This window comes from Qipengyuania nanhaisediminis (genome assembly GCF_045862805.1).
GTDB classification, from domain to species: domain Bacteria; phylum Pseudomonadota; class Alphaproteobacteria; order Sphingomonadales; family Sphingomonadaceae; genus Erythrobacter; species Erythrobacter nanhaisediminis_A.
This window is the reverse complement of record NZ_AP025760.1, coordinates 2,551,726-2,568,785: the sequence shown is the minus strand read 5'-3', so window position 1 is coordinate 2,568,785 and position 17,060 is coordinate 2,551,726. Positions and strand designations below refer to the sequence as shown.

At 65.1% G+C, this 17,060-nt stretch carries 15 protein-coding genes and 1 tRNA gene; 8 read left to right on the top strand and 8 right to left on the bottom strand.

What is annotated here, in order from left to right:
* Window positions 1–66 precede the first annotated feature (66 nt).
* The 6 genes from eda (at window position 67) to ACKTSM_RS12465 (ending at window position 3,302) form a co-directional block, all read left to right on the top strand.
* On the top strand, window positions 67–708 hold the full coding sequence (gene eda / locus ACKTSM_RS12490) for a bifunctional 4-hydroxy-2-oxoglutarate aldolase/2-dehydro-3-deoxy-phosphogluconate aldolase (RefSeq protein ID WP_407874973.1): 642 nt from the start codon (window positions 67–69) through the stop codon (window positions 706–708).
* A gap of 74 nt (window positions 709–782) precedes the next feature.
* A tRNA-Gly gene (locus ACKTSM_RS12485) sits at window positions 783–856 on the top strand.
* 72 nt (window positions 857–928) lie between these two features.
* Window positions 929–1,492 carry a hypothetical protein gene (locus ACKTSM_RS12480; RefSeq protein WP_407874972.1) on the top strand — a complete coding sequence of 188 codons (564 nt, stop codon included), beginning with the start codon at window positions 929–931 and terminating at the stop codon, window positions 1,490–1,492.
* Window positions 1,493–1,625: 133 nt separating this feature from the next.
* Window positions 1,626–2,087 carry a Dps family protein gene (locus tag ACKTSM_RS12475; protein ID WP_407874971.1) on the top strand — a complete coding sequence of 154 codons (462 nt, stop codon included), beginning with the start codon at window positions 1,626–1,628 and terminating at the stop codon, window positions 2,085–2,087.
* Between the two features lie 71 nt (window positions 2,088–2,158).
* Window positions 2,159–2,806: a 6-phosphogluconolactonase gene (locus ACKTSM_RS12470; RefSeq protein WP_407874970.1), complete on the top strand. Its 648-nt coding sequence runs from the start codon at window positions 2,159–2,161 to the stop codon at window positions 2,804–2,806.
* A 10-nt stretch (window positions 2,807–2,816) separates the two neighbouring features.
* Window positions 2,817–3,302 (top strand): NUDIX domain-containing protein, encoded by a 486-nt coding sequence (locus ACKTSM_RS12465; RefSeq protein WP_407874969.1) that lies wholly within the window; start codon window positions 2,817–2,819, stop codon window positions 3,300–3,302.
* Here the strand turns inward: ACKTSM_RS12465 and dinB are convergent.
* A complete protein-coding gene (gene dinB, locus ACKTSM_RS12460; protein WP_407876372.1) occupies window positions 3,299–4,468 on the bottom strand; it encodes a DNA polymerase IV in 1,170 nt (389 codons plus the stop codon). The two genes, ACKTSM_RS12465 and dinB, sit on opposite strands and share 4 nt — an antisense overlap.
* Before the next feature lie 72 nt (window positions 4,469–4,540).
* On the opposite strand from dinB, the gene ACKTSM_RS12455 reads away from it, so the two are divergent.
* Entirely contained in the window at window positions 4,541–5,776 is a 1,236-nt protein-coding gene (locus ACKTSM_RS12455) for a multidrug effflux MFS transporter (protein WP_407874968.1), read from the top strand.
* Here ACKTSM_RS12455 and ACKTSM_RS12450 read toward each other — a convergent pair whose 3' ends face one another.
* From ACKTSM_RS12450 to crtY, 6 genes are all read right to left on the bottom strand, one after another.
* Window positions 5,777–7,324 carry an acyl-CoA carboxylase subunit beta gene (locus ACKTSM_RS12450; RefSeq protein WP_407874967.1) on the bottom strand — a complete coding sequence of 516 codons (1,548 nt, stop codon included), beginning with the start codon at window positions 7,322–7,324 and terminating at the stop codon, window positions 5,777–5,779.
* A complete protein-coding gene (locus tag ACKTSM_RS12445) occupies window positions 7,321–9,189 on the bottom strand; it encodes an acetyl/propionyl/methylcrotonyl-CoA carboxylase subunit alpha (protein ID WP_407874966.1) in 1,869 nt (622 codons plus the stop codon). Before ACKTSM_RS12445 ends, ACKTSM_RS12450 begins: the two co-directional genes overlap by 4 nt.
* Before the next feature lie 31 nt (window positions 9,190–9,220).
* Entirely contained in the window at window positions 9,221–10,267 is a 1,047-nt protein-coding gene (locus ACKTSM_RS12440) for a phytoene/squalene synthase family protein (RefSeq protein ID WP_407874965.1), read from the bottom strand.
* A gap of 44 nt (window positions 10,268–10,311) precedes the next feature.
* Window positions 10,312–10,893 carry a TIGR00730 family Rossman fold protein gene (locus ACKTSM_RS12435; protein WP_407874964.1) on the bottom strand — a complete coding sequence of 194 codons (582 nt, stop codon included), beginning with the start codon at window positions 10,891–10,893 and terminating at the stop codon, window positions 10,312–10,314.
* A 5-nt stretch (window positions 10,894–10,898) separates the two neighbouring features.
* On the bottom strand, window positions 10,899–12,410 hold the full coding sequence (locus ACKTSM_RS12430) for a phytoene desaturase (RefSeq protein ID WP_407876371.1): 1,512 nt from the start codon (window positions 12,408–12,410) through the stop codon (window positions 10,899–10,901).
* 74 nt (window positions 12,411–12,484) lie between these two features.
* Window positions 12,485–13,708: a lycopene beta-cyclase CrtY gene (gene crtY / locus ACKTSM_RS12425; protein WP_407874963.1), complete on the bottom strand. Its 1,224-nt coding sequence runs from the start codon at window positions 13,706–13,708 to the stop codon at window positions 12,485–12,487.
* 124 nt (window positions 13,709–13,832) lie between these two features.
* Between crtY and ACKTSM_RS12420 the strand changes: the two genes are divergently transcribed.
* On the top strand, window positions 13,833–14,795 hold the full coding sequence (locus tag ACKTSM_RS12420; RefSeq protein WP_407874962.1) for a MipA/OmpV family protein: 963 nt from the start codon (window positions 13,833–13,835) through the stop codon (window positions 14,793–14,795).
* 81 nt (window positions 14,796–14,876) lie between these two features.
* On the opposite strand, the gene ACKTSM_RS12415 is transcribed toward ACKTSM_RS12420, so the two are convergent.
* The gene (locus ACKTSM_RS12415; RefSeq protein WP_407874961.1) at window positions 14,877–16,940 is read right to left on the bottom strand and encodes a S9 family peptidase; all 2,064 of its coding nucleotides are present in this window, start codon (window positions 16,938–16,940) and stop codon (window positions 14,877–14,879) included.
* Window positions 16,941–17,060 lie beyond the last annotated feature (120 nt).

The window sequence follows — 17,060 nt, the reverse complement described above, 5'->3', positions numbered from 1 at the left end:
GGTTTCGATTGAAGCCGCGCGCCAATCGCCTAAACAACGCAATATCGTAACACGCAGGAGAGTATCTTGAGCACCGATCTGTCGCAGCGTCTCGCCGCCGCACCAGTCGTCCCGTTGATTGGAGAAGACGATGCCGGCAGGGCGGTGAAAACCGCGAACGCGCTGAAGGACGGCGGGCTTAGTGTGATCGAGGTGGTGCTGCGCAGCGACAATGCGCTCAAAGGCATGGAAGCCATTCTCGCAGAGACCGAGGGGCTGATCGTGGGCGCGGGCACGGTGCTGACGCTCGACCAGGCGAGGCGCGTGGTCGATAGCGGCGCCCAGTTCATCGTCTCGCCCGGCCTTGTCGATGACATTGCGCGCTTTTGCCTCGATGAAGGCGTCCCCTTCTTTCCTGGCACCATGACCGCGGGCGAAGTGCAGCGCGCCTATGCGCTGGGCCTTCGCGAAGTGAAGTTCTTTCCCGCAAGCCTTGCCGGCGGGGTGCCGATGCTCAAGGCGTTTTCGAGCGTGTTTCGCGAAATGCGTTTCATGCCGACCGGAGGCGTTTCGCCGGGCAATCTGGCCGATTTCCTCGCTCTTCCCAGCGTGATCGCTTGCGGCGGGAGCTGGCTGACACCCAAGGAGGCGATTGCCAGCAGCGATTACGACACGGTCACCAGGCTCGCGCGCGAGGCGATCGCCATTGCCAGATCCGTGCGCGGCTGAGCATCAGGCAATGCGGACACGGCGCAAAACCGGTTGACCTCGGCGGAAAGCCGATGCAGATGCCGCCGCCGGTCGCGGGTGTAGCTCAATGGTAGAGCAGAAGCTTCCCAAGCTTAAGACGAGGGTTCGATTCCCTTCACCCGCTCCATTCCAAGTCATCGTCGCCAAAAGACATTTCGGGCCATGGCCCGTGGAGCCGCGCGTGCTAGGTACCTGAGCCATGGACAGCTTTCTCCTGTGCCTTTTGCTCACCTTCGCGATCGCGCTGGGCGGCAAGGAGCAATTGATCATTGCCCAGTTTGCCGATGCGCTCGAACGCTCGGCCCCGCTGCTGTTCACCGGCGCCTTCACCGCCGTGCTGAGCGCAGCGATCATGGCCTATGGCGGTGCCTATGTCGCCGGTCTCCTGCCGCAGCGTGCGGCCGAGATGCTGATCGCCTTCGCGCTCGGATTCTCGGCGATCGAGCTGGCGTGGAAGGTGTCGGTCAAGCCGATGAAGGAGCCCACGCGGTCCTTCGTCGCGATCGGTGCGGTCCTGTTCGTGAGGCAGTTGATGGATGCGCCGCGCTTCGTGATCTTCGCGCTTGCCGCCGCCGCCCATTATCCCGGCTTCGCACTGATCGGAGGCGCTGCGGGCGGGGTGGGGGCGGCCTGGCTGGGATGGTGGCTCGGCCTCCACAAGCTCCAGCAACTCCCGGTGCGCGCGGTGCGGCTGGCGCTGGCCACCTGCCTGTTCCTCGCCGCGTTGCTGATCGGATTGAACGCGCGCTACGTGTTCCTGTGATCGATTGTCTCGATCAGTGCGAATGGCAAATGTCCTGAAACAACCTGCGCCGCCATCCGTTGGTTGAATGAACGAAGAGGGGCGCGCGCCCGTGCGCATGCGCCCTCGACCCACGAAATCAAGAGGATCACACATGCCCGCACAAAACGACAATGCCCGCACCCAGATGATCGGCGAGATCAACGAACTCCTGGCCGATCATTTCGCGCTCTACATCAAGACCAAGAATTTTCACTGGCATGTCACCGGCCCGCGCTTTCGCGATCTCCACCTGCTGTTCGACGATCAGGCGATCGAGGTGCGCGACCAGATCGACGCGATCGGCGAACGGGCGCGCAAGCTGGGTGGCAACACGCTGACCTCGCTCGGATCAATCGCGAAGAATACCCAGATCGCAGATCAGGACAACGCATCGCTCAGCGCCGAGGACATGATCGCCGAACTGCGTGACGACAACCAGAAGCTGGTCGACAAGCTCAAGGCGATGAAGGAAACCGCCGAGGCCGCGGGCGACAATGCGACCGACGGCATGATCGACGACTGGACCGACATGGCCGAAGAACGCGTGTGGTTCCTGTCCTCGCTGCTGAAATAACCAAATCGAGCGCAGGCATGAGGGGTCGTTTCCGGGTAGCCGGGAGCGGCCCCTTTGCTAAGGGTGAGGCCATGGACCGAGTAGACATGCGCCCCGGCGCCGATGACGCCGCAATCGCCGACTGGATCGCGATCCGGATCGCCCGCGCGCTGGAGACGACCGACGGCACCGTGCCGATCGCGCTCCCGGGCGGTTCGACCCCTTTCCCGATCTGCGAGATCCTGGTGACGCGCGATCTCGACTGGAGCCGCGTGGTGATCGAGCCGACCGATGACCGCGTGGTGAGCGAGGATCACCCGGCGAGCAATGCCGGCAAGCTGCGTGCACTGTTCGAGCCAGTCGGAGCCAGACTCGCCTCGCTGGTCGAAATGGAAGCGAGCGGCCAGCTTCCCTCGGGCGGATACCGGCTGGTCTGGCTCGGCATGGGGACCGACGGGCATATCGCCTCGCTGTTTCCCAATACCGATCCACGCGTCGATGACGAGCGGTGGCTGCGCCGGATCACGCCCGACCCGCTTCCGCCCGAAGCGCCGTTCGACCGGGTCACACTGACATTGCCCGCTTTGCTCAGCACCGACGAATTGCTGTTCGTCATTCGCGGCGAGGACAAGAGCGCACTCTTCGAGGCGGCCTTGCGCGGCGAAAACGACCTGCCGGTCGCGCGGCTGCTCGCGGCGCGCGATATCGGGCATCATCGCCCGGTGACCTGCTTCACCTGATGGACCCGCGGTGATCGAGCGCGTCCTGCCTGCCCGGCTTCACCGTGCGCTGATGCCGCTTGCCCACCTGATGCGCCATTACTGGCGGTGCTGGCGCAAGCCGCCGATCGCGGGGGTCAGCGTCATCATCGCCAACAGCGAGGGCGAGATCCTCTTGCTGCGCCATTCCTACGGGCCTCCGGTCTGGGGATTGCCGGGCGGGGGGCTCAAAGAGGGCGAGGACCCGGCGCAGTGCGCGCGGCGCGAAGTGCTCGAAGAAGTCGGCATTGCGCTCGGACAACTCACCCTCGTCAGCCATTTCGCAGAGGTGATTTCAGGAGCGCCGCACACTGCCCATGTCTTTGCCGCGAGGAGCGACGCTGAGCCGCGACCGGACATGCGCGAGGTGATCGCGGCGCGCTTTTTCCCGCCCGACCGTCTGCCCGAGGAACTAGGCCCCACCATGCGGCGCCGGATCGCGGCCTGGCGTGATGCCGCCGCGATGAACCCGGTCTAGAGCAGCGAGAGCTGCGCTGCCTCGGCGCTTTTCTGGCCGGAACCGGTCTCGCCTTCGCCATGGTCGAGATTGGACAGGGTCAGCCCCATCAGCCGGATCGGCATAGGCAAGGGCAGCACCTCTTCGAGCAATTCGCGCGCGAGCCGGGCGAAATGCTGCTTGTCCTCGATCCATTCACCCTGGCGCGTGGCAATCGAGCGCGCGCGCGACATGATCTGGAAATCGGTGTATTTGAGCTTCAGGGTGATCGTGCGGCCACGCACCGCTCGCCCGCCCTTTGACGCGTTTTCGATCCGCTCCCAGACGATATCTATGATGGTCTCGAGCGTGTCGCGCAGCGCCGCCCCGCTCGAAATGTCATCGCTGAACGTGCGCTCCCCGCCGACCGACTTGCGCAATCTGTGCGACCGCACGGGTCTGAGGTCGATGCCGCGCGCGGCGCGATAGAGGTAATCGGCAAAGCTGCCGAAATTGGCGCGCAGGAACGCGATGTCCCTGGCTGCCAGATCGGCGCCGGTCTCGATGCCCAGCCGTTTCATCTTTTCCTCGGCTTTCGGACCGACACCGTGAAACCGGCGGATCGGCAGACCCGCGACGAAATCGGCGCCTTGCCCCGGACGGATGACGCAAATCCCGTCGGGCTTGTTCTGGTCGCTGGCGATCTTGGCGAGGAACTTGTTGTAGGACACCCCCGCGCTCGCGGTGAGCCTGGTCTTGGCGCGGATCTCCTGCCGGATCAGTTCGGCGATGCGGGTGGCGCTGCCAATGCCCAGCCGGTCCTCGGTCACGTCGAGATAGGCCTCGTCGAGGCTCAGCGGTTCGACCAGTTCTGTATGATGGCGGAAGATCGCGCGGATCTGCTGGCTCGCTTCGCGATAGGCGTCGAACCGGCTTTTGACGAAGACGAGATCGGGACACAGCCGCCGCGCGGTGACAGACGGCATGGCGCTTTTCACCCCGAAGCGCCGTGCCTCGTAACTTGCCGCCGCGACCACGCCGCGCCCGCCTGACCCGCCCACCGCGACGGGTTTCCCGCGCAGCTCGGGATTGTCGCGCTGCTCGACGCTGGCGAAAAAGGCATCCATGTCGACATGGATGATCTTGCGCAGGCCCGCTGCCTCGCTCTCGCCTTCCTTGCTGCTCGCCGGATCGTCCATGCCCCCCATGTAAGCCGCCCGCACGCGAAGCAAAACCACTTGGCGCTTTCCTTATCCGCGCCGAGGCGGCAAGGACCGTCGATGGACACGCCCCGAGCAAGGACGATCAGCCCGCTGGGCGAGCGCGAACTGATCACACTCATGGCGCTTCTGATGAGCCTCCAGGCCTTCGGCATCGATGCAATGCTTCCTGCGCTAGGCCAGATGGCAGGCGAGATGGGCGCGGGCGGAAACGATCGCCAGCTGGTGATCGGGGCCTATTTCCTCGGCGCAGGGATAGGGGCGTTCTTCCCCGGGGCCTTTGCCGATCGTTTCGGGCGAAGGCCGGTTCTCGCCTTCGGGCTGGTCGCCTATTTCGTGCTTTCGCTCGCCTGCGCGCTGGTCAGTGATTTCTGGCTGCTGGTCGGCATCAGGCTGGTGCAGGGAATCGCTTGTGCGGGCCTTTCGGTGGTGCCCGCCGCGATCGTTCGCGACCATGTCGGCGGCGACCGGATGGCTCGCCTGATGAGCCTTATCATGATGATCTTCCTGCTCGTGCCGATCCTCGCGCCTGCCGTGGGGCAGGGGATCATGATGGTTGCGGGCTGGCGGGCTATCTTCGTCGCCATGGCGGTGATGGCGGTGCTGGTCGGAAGCTGGGCATGGCTGCGCCTTCCCGAAAGCCTGGCGGAGGAAAACCGGCAGGAAATCAACATTGCCACGATCCTGCGAAACATGGGCCGCGCGCTCGCGAACCGTGGGGCGATCGGCTACGTGATCGGCAGCGCGCTGGTTTTCGGCTCCCTGTTCGGGTTTCTCAATTCCTCGCAGCAGCTGATCGGCGAGGCTTTCGGCATGGGCGATTATTTCGCGCTGGTCTTCGGAGGCGCGGTGCTCGGAATGGTCGCGGCCAATTTCACCAATTCGCGCATCGTCGAACGCTTCGGCGCGCGCCGGGTCAGTCACACGGCCTTGTTCGGCTTCATCCTCGTTGCTGGTCTGCTCTACCTTTCGGCCAGCCAGCAACCGCAGAGATTGTGGGAGTTCATGGTCCTGATCGGGCTTGCCATGGCGATGCTCGGCTTTGTCGGTGCCAATTTCTCGTCGATCGCAATGCAGCCTTTCTACCAGATCGCCGGTGCGGCGAGCAGCGCGCATACCGCGCTGCGCATGAGCACGGGAGCGGTCCTGGGGAGCTTCATCGGCTATCTCTATGATGGCACCGCGCAGCCGCTGGCGCTTGCCATGCTGCTGTGCGGCCTGGCGGCGCTGGCCGTGGTCCTGTTCAGCGAGGGCGGAAGACTGTTCCGGCGCAAACAGAGCGCGCTTGCCGACTGATCAATCGGCGCCGAGCCTGCGCCAGGCGAGCCCTGCAAATTCGCACAGGAGCGGGCGCGTGTCGCGCGGGTCGATGATGTCCTCGACATTGAAGCGCTCGGCGCTGCGGAAAGGCGAGGTGACCTTGGCGAGCCGTTCGCGGATCGCTTCGAGTTCGGCTTCGGGGTTCTCGGCAGCTTCAAGCTCGGACTTGTAGGCAACTTCGAGCCCGCCCGCGATCGGCAGGCTGCCCCAGTCTCCGCTCGGCCAGCAGAAACGATACTGGTAGCGATCGGCATTGCTCATCGCGCTTCCGGCAATGCCATAGGCGCGGCGCAGCACCACGCTCGCCAGCGGCACGCTTGCCTTGTAGATCGCATTCATCGCCTGGACCCCGTAGCGGATCGTTCCCGCCATTTCCGCCTCGCGCCCGATCATGAAGCCGGGATTGTCGACGAGGTGGACGATCGGCAGGCGGAACTGGTCGGCGAGCCTGACAAAGCGTTCGACCTTTTCAGACGTCTTGGCTTCCCACGATCCACCCAGGAAGCTCGGGTCGGACGCGACGACGGCAACCGGCCAGCCGTCGAGCCGCGCAAATGCGGTGATTGCGGCGCGCCCCCAGTCCTTGCCGATCTCGAACACGGTGCCCGTGTCGAACACCATCGCAAGCGCGCGGCGCATCGAATAGACCTGCCTGGGGTCCCTTGGCACGAGGTTGACCAGCGCCTCATCGCGGCGATCGACCGGGTCGGTCGGCTCGGAGCGGCGGGCGTGCTGGCCTGCATATTCAGGCATGAAGGAAAGGAAGTGCCTTGCACGCGCGAAGGCTTCCGCCTCGCTTGCCACCTCGTCATCGACGACGCCATTGCGGGCGTGAATTTGTGCGCCGCCAAGCTCTTCCTTGGCGCGGGCATGGTCCTTGTCCTGCTCGTATTTCGCTCCCATCGCATCGACCACTGCGGGGCCGGCGGCGAAGAGCTGGCTGAGGCCGCGCACCATGATCGAATAATGGCTCGCCACCGTGCGCGCTGCGCCAAGGCCTGCCGTGGGCCCCAATGCAAGCGCCACCACCGGCACCGTGTCGAGGTTTTCGACCACGTCGCTCCAGCCGGGCACGGCGGGGATATAGGTCGCGCCGATCTGTTCGAGGGTCTTGACGCTGCCGCCGCCGCCGGTGCCGTCGATCATGCGGATGATCGGCAGCTTGAGCTCGTGCGCCATGCGCTCGGCCTGCACCATCTTGCGCGCGATGCCCGCGTCAGCCGCGCCGCCGCGAATGGTGAAATCGTCGGCGGTGGCGACCACCGGGCGGCCGTTCACCGTGGCCTTGCCGAACAGGAAGGGGGCGGGGGTGACGCCGGTCAGGTCGCCATTTGAGTCATATTGGCCCTTGCCCGCGACCTTGCCGATTTCGCGGAAGGAGCCTTCGTCGCACAGGGCAGCGAGCCGTGCCCGCGCGTCCATCTTGCCGCGCGAATGCTGACGCGCGACCTTGTCTTCGCCGCCCATTTTCTCGGCGAGAGCCTCGCGGTGGCGCAGCTCCTCGAGTTCCTTCGCCCAGGTCACTCGTCAGCAGGCTCGACCACGCACAGCACCTCTTCGACCTGGACCTGCGCGCCTTCGGCGGCTTCGAGCCCGGCGACGGTCCCGTCGAACGGCGCGGTGAGCGCGTGTTCCATTTTCATCGCTTCGAGCACCATCAGCCGCTGACCGGCCTTGACCTTGTCGCCATCTGCCACGTCGAGCGCAATCACCTTGCCAGGCATGGGCGCGAGAATTGCGCCATCGCCCGCCGCGCCAGCACCCGAACCGCGCGACTGGCGTTCGAAAACGAAGCTCTGCCCATCGGCAAACACCACCGCGCGCTCGGGATCGACGAAGCCGGTGGCATTGATGTCGCCGCCCGATATCGCCGCAGCGATCGTGCGCGCCTCGCCCTTGTGGCTGAGCGTCGCGCGCAAGGCACCCGGCGCGTTGAGCCTCAGCCCGATGGGCAGGTCTTCGTGGTCCTGCGTCTCGGCGAGTGCGATGAAATCTGCAGCCGTCTGCCAGATATCCTCGTCCGCCTCGTCCGAGGGAACGAGCGTGTCGAGCTTGTCGGCGATGAAGCCGGTGTCGAGCCGCGCATCGCGAAAATCCTCGTCGCGCAGGCAATTGGCGATGAAGGCGGCATTGGTTTTCACCGGCCAGATCTCGACGCTTTCGGCGATCTCGGCGAGCTGTTCGATCGCCTCTTCGCGGGTTTCGTCCCAGACGACGAGCTTGGCTACCATCGGGTCGTAGAAGGGCGAGATCATGTCGCCTTCCTCGACCCCGGTCTCGATCCTCCCTTCGACGCCGAGGTCGAAATGGTCGAGCCGCCCGGTCGAAGGCAGGAAGCCGCCCGCCGTGTCCTCGGCATAGAGCCGCGCCTCGATTGCGTGGCCGTTGATGGCAAGCTCGTCCTGGCTGACCGGGATCGGCTCACCGCTCGCGACGCGCAGCTGCCATTCGACGAGGTCCACCCCGGTGATTTCCTCGGTCACCGGGTGCTCGACCTGGAGGCGGGTGTTCATCTCCATGAAGAAGATGCGGTCGGCGCGCAGGCCCTCGCTCGCATCGGCGATGAATTCGATCGTGCCCGCGCCCTCGTAATCGACTGCCTTGGCGGCGCGCACGGCAGCGGCGCAGATTTCCTCGCGGGTGGCTGCGTCCATTCCGGGAGCGGGCGCCTCCTCGATCACCTTCTGGTGGCGGCGTTGGAGCGAGCAATCGCGCTCGAACAGGTGGACGACATTGCCGTGGGTATCGCCGAAGACCTGCACCTCGATATGGCGGGGCGAGGTGATCCACTTTTCGAGCAGAACCTCGTCATTGGAAAAGCTCGCGCTGGCCTCGCGCTGGCAGCTTTGGAGCGCGGCCTCGAAATCCCCGGGCGCATCGACCTTGCGCATGCCCTTGCCGCCGCCGCCCGCGACCGCCTTGATCAGCACGGGATAGCCGATCGCATCGGCTTCTTTCTTGAGGCGCTCGACGCTCTGGTCCTCGCCCTCGTAACCGGGCGTCACGGGCACGCCTGCCTCGCGCATCAGCTTCTTGGCGGCATCTTTCAACCCCATCGCCTCGATGCTGGAAGGTTTCGGGCCGACCCAGATCAGCCCTGCATCGATCACCGCCTGCGCAAAGGCCGCGTTTTCGGAAAGAAAGCCATAGCCCGGGTGGATCGCCTCGGCGCCAGTTTCCCTGGCGGCAGCGATGATTTTCTCGCCCTTCAGATAGCTTTCGGCAGCAGGCGAGGGGCCGATATGCACCGCCTCGTCGGCGCTGCGGGTGTGCAGCGCGCGGGCATCGGCATCCGAATAGACCGCGACGGTCGCGATTCCCATTTCGCGGGCAGTGCGGATGATGCGGCAGGCGATTTCGCCGCGATTGGCAATGAGAAGTTTCTTCATGCCCGCTCGCTATCCCGCTCTGCCGCCGCGATCAATCCTCGTCGGGCAGCGGGGTCATCGGCGGAGGCGGAATGTCGCCGCTCATGCGCACTTCGAGCAAGATATCGGCATAGGTCCATTCGGGCATGTGGTCGGGCGGCATGGGCCGGTTCCACAGCGCCTCGAAGAAGCTCTGGACAATCAGCCACAGCTTGCGCGGGCGCGAGATCACCACGCGGTGGTCCCAGGCCTTGTGGTCAAGCCGGTCGACCTCGTAACCGATTGCGCCGTAGATATTGGCAGCCGACAGGATCGCCCAGCGGCTGCGAAAGGGCAGGTGCACCGTGCCGAGTTTCGCGGCGCGCAGGTGGCGGTCCATCGTCAGGGCGAGCCTGCGGGCGATGTCGGAAGCCTCGCCGCGGTGATGCGGCTTCATCAGCTGGCCAGGCTCGATATCCTCCTCGGCCAGCCATTCGGCGGGGATGTAGCAACGCCCGGCGGCATCGTCCTCGGCCATGTCGCGCGCGATATTGGCGAGCTGGAAGGCGATCCCGAGGTCGCAGGCGCGCGCGAGGGTGTAATCATCGTCCGCCGGAACGCCCATGACCCGCGCCATCATCACTCCGACCGCGCCCGCGACATGGAAGCAATAGCGAGCAAGACCGGCCGAATTGCGCGGCCGCCAGCCCTTGGCATCGAGCGCGAAGCCGGCGATCACGTCGTCGGCCATGCTCATGGTCAGGCGGCATTCCGAGGCGACCTGCCCGAAGGCATCGAACGCGATATCGGCTGTGGGTTCGCCATCGATCGCGCGGCGGGTGAGCACGCGGATCGCCTTGGTCCTGTCAACCGGGCCGTCCTGCTTGGCCAGCGCGCCGCCCAGTTGCTGCCCGTCGGTGATGTCGTCGCAGCGGCGGCACCAGGCATAGAGCATCCATACCCGTTCGCGCGTGTCGAGGTCGAACAGGCGGCTGGCCGAGGCGAAGCTCTTCGATCCCTCTGCGATCATCTCGTAGCTTTTGGCCACGAGCTTGTCGCGATCGCGCCCGCCGCCCGCGCGCTTGACCGCGGGCTTGAGGATGCGCGAGGGCGCCAGCATCCGGGGGCCGACCTTCACCGGCGGGCGAGGGCGGCGCGGCGGGTTCACAGATCCTCGGCTTTCATCCGGAAGATCGGCGTGTGCGGCTCGTAGGCGGCCATCTTGTCGATCAGGTCGGGCAGGGTCTCGGCGTGGATCAGGATGTTCTGGTGCGCCGGGCGCACGAAACCGACATCGATCATCTTGCGGTTGAAGGCGATCAGATCGTCATAGAAGCCGAAGGCATTGAGCAGGCCCACCGGGTCGGAATGATAGCCAAGCTGTGCCCAGCTCATCGCCTCCCACAATTCGTCCATCGTCCCCACCCCGCCGGGGATGGTGACGAAGCCGTCGGACAGGTCGGTAAAGCGCTGTTTGCGCTCGTGCATTCCCGAGACGGTGTGAAGCTCGGTGCAGTCGTGATTGGCGACCTCGCTATTGGCGAGCGCTTCGGGGATGACGCCGATCACCTCTCCGCCTGCATCGAGCGCGCCCTTGGCGACCGCGCCCATCAGGCCAAGCCGGCCGCCGCCATAGACCACCCCGATCCCGCGTGATGCGAGCCCGGCGCCCACTTCGCTTGCAAGCTGCATGTAGCGCGGGTCATCAGGGGTGGCGGAGCCGCAATAGACGGCAAGTCTTTTCATCGCACTCATGCGGTCGCTTTAGCTGCCAAATCCTCCAGCACAATCCCTGCCGTCGCCTTGGCGCTGCCGACAACTCCGGGAATCCCCGCGCCCGGATGGGTGCCTGCGCCCACGAGATAGAAATTCTCGATCACGTCGTCGCGATTGTGCCCGCGCATATAGGCGCTTTGCCACAAGACCGGCTCGAGGCTGAATGCGCTGCCCAGATGCGCGTTAAGATCCTCGCGGAAATCCTTGGGCGTGTAGTGGAACTTGGTCACGATCCGGTCGTGGATATCGGGGATCAGGCGGCGGCCGACCTCGTCGAGCACCGTCTTTTCGAGCTGCGGGCCGACTTCGTCCCAGTCGAGCGCGAGCTTGCCCAGATGCGCGACCGGAACGAGCGCGTAGAAAGTGCTCTTGCCCGCTGGCGCCATCCCCGGGTCGGTGACGGTCGGATGATGCAGATAGATCGAGAAGTCCTGCGGCAGAACGCCGTGCTTGTAGATGTCCTCGACCAGCCCCTTGTAGCGTGGGCCGAACAGGATCATGTGGTGCGGGATTCCGGGCCATGTCCCTTCCAGCCCGAAATGGACGACGAAAAGCGAGGGCGAAAAGCTCTTTCTTGACAGCGACTTGGCATATTTCTGCCCGCGCACGCTTTCGCCCAGCAATTGCTTGTAGGAATGCATGATATCCGCGTTTGATGCGACCGCGTCGAAGCGCTGGCGATGGCCGCTCTCGGTCTCGACCTCGGTCGCGCGCGTGCCCACGGTGTGCACCTGCTTGACCGCATCGCCGGTGCGTATCGTGCCGCCCAATCGCTCGAAATGGCGCACCATGCCTGCGATCAGCCGGTTGGTGCCGCCGCGCGCCCACCACACGCCGCCGTCCTTCTCCAGCTTGTGAATGAGCGCGTAGATCGAGGAGGTCTTCATCGGCGAGCCGCCGACGAGCAGCGTGTGGAAGGACAGCGCCTCGCGCAGCTTCTCGCTTTCGACGAAGCTTGAAACCATGTCGTAGACGCTGCGCCAGGCCTGTTTCTTCACCAGGGCTGGCGCGGCCTTGATCATGCTCTTGAAGTCGAGAAACGGCACCGTCCCCAGCTTCACATAGCCTTCCTCGTGCACTTCCGAGGCATATTGCAGGAAGCGCTGGTAGCCGACCACGTCATCGGGATTGAGCTTGGCAATCTCGGCATTGAGATCGGCCTCGTCGTTCGAATAGTCGAAATTGGTCCCGTCGGGCCAGTTGAGCCGGTAGAAAGGCATGACCTTCATCAGTTCGACATCCTCGGCGATGTCGTGGCCGGTCAGCTTCCACAATTCTTCCAGACAGGGCGGATCGGTGATGACCGTCGGCCCGGCATCGAAGGTAAACCCGTCCTTCTGCCAGTAATAGGCCCGCCCTCCGGGCTTGTCGCGGCCCTCGATCACGGTGGTCGCGATGCCGTGCGATTGAAGCCGGATCGCGAGCGCCAACCCGCCAAAGCCCGCGCCGATCACGCAGGCGCTCTTGCCGGCATATCTCTCGGCCACGGCAGGATTGATGCCGCGCTCGCGGGCGATTGCCGGTTCGAGGTCTAGCCTGGCGGTCTCGGGGCTGGAAGTGGTCAATCGGGTGTCCTTGTCTTGGCGTTCTCGCTTGTAAGCGGCGCAGCGTTTTTGAACAGGGCGGGAATAGCGCGCGAGACAGCTACGGGCGGTTTTCCGGCGAGGATGCGCAGCTTGTCGGCGGGGCTGGAGCGAAGCGCGTAAAAGCGTTCGATCAGCCCGCGGCGCAGCCGGTAGAACCGCTCGAAAACGGCGACCCGGCGTTCGGGCCGCGCGGCGAGGAACAGCATGCGCGCAAGCAGGCGGTAAAAGCGCGTCCGGCGCCAGTGTCGCCGCGCGCGCGCTTCGAACAGGGCCGCCAGTTGCGGGCCGGTGAGATCGGCATCGCGCGCGATCGCTAGTGCGTTTTCCACCGCGATCGGCAAGGTATAGCTGGTGAGCGGGTGGACAAATCCGCCGCGCGCACCGGCAAGCGCGACGCCGTCAGTGCTTGCCGCGCGCTGAAAGGCGCGAAAGTCCCCTCCGGTGAGCACCGGAAGCACTCCCGTCTCGCCTCCGACGATTTCGTGTTCGCCCCAGCCATGCGCGCGGGCATAGCCATCGATACGTGCCGACAGCGCCGACCGGTCGAGCGCGGGGTCGTCAGCGTAATAGGTGTCCTCGATGAAGAGATCGTGCGCGCCGATCGGCAGGACATAGACGAAGCGGTAGGCCCCGCCATTGCCGTGCGGGGCGTGCTGTTCGACATGGGCATCCATGATGACAGGGCATGCAATCCCGTGCGGCTCGGCAAGCCGGATATGCCGCCCGAGAAAGACCTGCCAGCCGCCGCAAAGCTGCGGGGCTTGGCCAAAGCCGCGGCAATCGATCACCGCGCGCGCATCGAGCCGCGTGCCATCGGCAAGGTCGGCCCCTCGCGCATCGAGCGCGGCGACAGCGCGCCCGGTCATCAGCGTGCCTTCGGGCAAGGCGCGCACCAACCCCTCGTGGAAATCGGCCGAGGCGAGCGAGCGATAGGGGGTGGACAGGTGGCGGCGAAATGCGGGGAAGCGAACCTCGTATCCCTTGTCCCAGCCGGTCTGGCGAAAGCTGGAAAGGAGCGCGCGGCCTTCGTCGTCGAGATCGCTGTCGAACCAGCTCCAGCGGTGATTGCCGCCGATGGTCTTGCCCGCCTCGACCAGCGCGATGCGGAATGAAGGCCGGGCGCGGTGGAGCGCCAGGGCGATCAGGCCCCCTGCCAGCCCCCCGCCGGCAATCACCACGTCATATTGCGATTCAGTCATCCGTGTTTTGCCGTAGGCGAGGGCGCGGGCAGGGGCAATCGCGACCATGGACGGTGGGCCGGGGAAACCCCGGGGAAACCAAAGCCGCGCGCACGGGTTGTAGGCAAAAGACGAAGGGAAACACGTGACCGTCACAATTCAACGCGCCGCCCGCAAATGGGCCAACGGCGCCGCCATCGCCGCTATCGCCCTTGGCACAGCGCCAGCCTTTGCCGAAGACGGCGAGAGCGCAGATACCGACAGCACCGTCGACACAATCGCGCAATCGCAGGCCGATATCGACCCGCAGGCGCTGCCCGCCGAGGGGTCGCCGCCGATCGACCTCGACGATACCGTTTTCGATGAAAACTGGGTGACCGTGGGCGTCGGCGTGGGGCTGGGCGCAAGCTATAGCGGCTCGGACGATTACGTCGTCAATCCGCTGCCGCTGGTGCGCGGCCGGCTGGGACCGGTGCGGCTTGCCCCGAGACCGGGCGGGCTTGCACTCGACTTTCTCCCCAAGTCGCGCGATGGAGTCAATTTCGAGCTCGGCCCGGTGGTGCGACTGCGCAATGACCGCGCCACCCAGATCGAGGACGAGGTGGTCAAGCTTGCCGGCGAACTCGACACCGCAGTCGAACTGGGCGTGGCGAGCGGGATTTCGGTCGCAGGCGTGCTCAACCCTTACGATTCGCTCAGCTTCGGCGTCGATGCGCGCTGGGATGTTGCCGGAGCCCACGAAGGCATGGTGATCGAGTCGGGCGTCAATTACTTCACCCCGGTCAGCCGCGGCGCGGCGGTCATGCTTGGGATCAGCGCGCAGGTCATCGACGACGATTATGCCGATTACTACTACACGGTCTCGCCAGCGCAATCGGCGGCGACCGGCCTGCCGGAATTTGCAGCCGAGGGCGGTCTCAATTCCATTGGCGCCAACCTGCTGGTCGCTATCGATCTCGACGGCGATATTGCCAATGGCGGGTTCGGCATCTTCGCAATCGGCGGCTATTCGCGGCTGATGGGCGATGGCAAGGACACGCCCTATACGTCGATCCGTGGCAGCGCCGACCAGTATTTCGGCGGTGTCGGAGTGGGCTACACCTTTTAAGGCCCCGCAAAGGCTGGCCGCATTGAAAAAAGGGCCGCACGGCGTGGGCGGCCCTTTCTCGTTTCGTTCTGAGTTTGAGGATCAGTCCTCGCTGTCCTCGTCCGCCATGGCGCCTTGCGCGCCTTCGGCAAGCTGCGGGCGGGCCGGCGGCAGCGGGGCATCGCGGTCGCCGGTCATGAGGTAGGTGTCGAACCAGCGCATCATGCGCAGGTTGTAATCATATCGGCTCGCAGCCTTTCGGTTGCCGTGCCCTTCGCCCGGATAGAACACCAGTCGCGCCGGGGTATCGGGCTGGCGGATTTTGATCGAGCGATACAGTTCGAGGCTCTGGCCCGGATCGACGCGGGTGTCTTCCTCCCCGTGCATGATCAGGATCGGCGTGCGCGCCTTGTCGACGTGATAGACCGGCGAGATTTCGAGCATCTTGGTCCAGTCGTCCCACGGCCAGGCGCGGCTGTGGACGTTGTACATCTCGTAAGGAATGTCGCCGGTGCCGAACTTGGACACCTGGTTCGAGATGCCGACGAACATCACGCTCGCTGCGAATTCGTCCGAGTAATAGGTCGCGCCCCAGGCGCTGGCATAGCCGCCATAGGACCCGCCGGTGATCCCGGTGCGATCCGCATCGGTGATGCCATCGGCGGCAAGCGCGCGCTTGGCATCGACGATGTCGCGGAATTCGGGGTCGGTGTAATTGCCCTGGTGCTGCTTGGAGAAATCGACCCCGTAACCGGTCGAGCCGCGATAGTTCGGGAGGAACACCGCATAGCCCTGTCCAGCGGCCACCTGGCCGGGTTTCGAATAGGCGGTCTGCCAGCCATTGCTGTCATGCGCCTCGGGTCCGCCATGGACGTTCATGATCGTCGGTGCGCCGCCTTCGGGAACGCCGCCCACCGGCAGGATCAACACGCCTTCGACCTCTTGCCCGTCGGTCGCGGTGAAAGTGTAAGCGCGCTGTTCGCCTAAGGTGATGTCCGAGAGCCATTCATTGTGGTTGGTCCAGCGCTCGAAAGCGCCATCGTTCCACACGAACAGTTCGGTCGGGTGCTGCGGCGAATTGGCGGCAAAGGCGATGCGGTTGCCTGCCGCCTCGATGCGGGTGAGGATCAGGTCGCCCGGATCCTGTTCCTCGGCAACGGTGCCGTCGGCATTGTATATGCGAAGGCGCGATTGCACGCCCACATGCACCACCGCGGCAAGGCGGCCGTCGGACAGCCACTCGGCATCGACCGCGGCCTCGGCAGCGCCGGCATTGAGCGGGCGGTACTGGCCGGTCGCGGTGTCGACGAGGTGGAGCGTTGTCGCCGCCGGATCGTTCATGTCGACGCCTGCGATCAGCGACAATTGCGATCCGTCTGGCGAGATTTCGACATCGCCGATCTTGCCCGGCGTTTCGACCACGCTGCGGACCTCGCCGCTGTCGAGGTCAATGATGTTGACGCGCTTGGCGGTGTAGCTGTCATCGACCAACGGGCTGGGCGCGGTCTCGACGATCCCCGTGCGCCCGTCGGAAGAAACGTCGAAGCTGCTGACATAGCCGGGCAGTTCGATCTGGCGCGGATCATCGTCTAGCTCGTCGCCAAGGCCCGCAGCGAAAAGGCGTGCGGGCTTGAATTCCTCTTCATAGACCCGGGCGATGAAGCCGCCCTTGGCCTGCGCCTCGCGCTGTTCGTCGGTCTCGCCGCCGACCAGCATGTAGACGGTGCGTCCATCGGGGCTGAAACGGTAGGAACGCACTGCGGCATCCTCGACCCCGGCGAGCTTGGTATAGGTGCCGCCATCGACGGGAATGCCCCAGACCGCGCGGTCATCGTCGTCCTTCGCCCACAGGAAGGTGACCATGCGGCCATCGGGCGAGAAGGCGACCGCCGAAGGGCTGATGTCGTCGGGCAGGTATTCGCGCGCATAATCGGGCGCGGTGGCGATTTTCAGTTCGCTCTCGAACCCGCCGTTGTCTTCGCCTTCGGTCACGTCGGGAAGGCGGGTGGTGGTATAGGCGATCCGGTTGCCATCGGGCGAGACCGCGATCGCGCCGACCGATTCGAGCTTGGCGACATCTTCGGCGGTCATCGGGCGCGCCTGTGCGGTCGCGGCAACCGATACGGTCGCGAGCAGCGTGGCTGCGGTAAGGGTGAGACGGTTCATGACGTCGACGATTCCTCTCTCATGGAAGTTGGTGCGTGCCTCCTTAGCGGCCAGCGTCTGAATGGCAAATGGGTCGGCCTGCGCGAAGCCAAGGGCTTGCCAGCGCGCCTGCACGTCTCC